Annotated in this window: 1 protein-coding gene; it reads right to left on the bottom strand. The window is 69.5% G+C overall.

The window, feature by feature from the left end; all coding sequences use genetic code 11:
• The coding region (locus tag OP495_RS18630; RefSeq protein ID WP_280571272.1) for an HAD-IC family P-type ATPase at positions 1-642 on the bottom strand (642 nt) is incomplete at its 3' end.
• Positions 643-689: the final 47 nt, after the last annotated feature.

Below are 689 nucleotides of genomic sequence, written 5' to 3'. Positions count from 1 at the left end.
TGTCCTCGGGCAGCACCTCAGCCTCCACCTCGTCGTGCCCAGGCGGCGCGCCACCGCCTCGGCGGAGGTGCGGTTGTCGCCGGTGAGCATGACCACGCGAATGCCATCCGCCTGCAGCGCACGAATGGCCGCCTCGGTGGTCTCCTTGACCGGGTCGGCGATGGCCAGCAGGCCCGCCAGGCGGCCATCCACCGCGGCGAAGATCACGGTGGCGCCGTCGCCGCGCAGCCGATCGGCCTCCTCAGCTTGCTCCGAGAGGTCTACCCCTTCGCTCTCCATCAGCAGGCGATTGCCGAGCGCGATGTGGTAGCCGTCGATCTGCCCGGTCACCCCCTTGCCGTTAGGGGCGTCGAACTCCGTGGCCTCCGAGAGCGTCACGTCATCGTCCTTGGCCTTGTCGACGATCGCCTGGGCGAGGGGGTGTTCGCTGCCGCGCTCAAGCCCCGCGGCCAGTCGCAGGAGTTCCTGAGCGTCGAAACCTTCGGCCGGGCGCAATTCGGTGACCCGCGGCTTGCCCTCGGTCAGGGTGCCGGTCTTGTCGACCACCACGGTGTCGACCTTCTCCAGGCGCTCCAGCGCCTCGGCGTCGCGGATCAGCACGCCGGCCTGGGCGCCGCGTCCCACACCGACCATGATCGACATGGGAGTGGCTAGCCCCAGGGCACAAGGGCAGGCGATGATCAGTACAC

This window comes from Chromohalobacter sp. 296-RDG (assembly GCF_029889885.1).
In the GTDB taxonomy this organism is placed as follows: Bacteria; Pseudomonadota; Gammaproteobacteria; order Pseudomonadales; family Halomonadaceae; genus Chromohalobacter.
The sequence above is the reverse complement of the archived record's forward strand: the minus strand, read 5'-3'. Positions and strand labels throughout refer to the sequence as shown.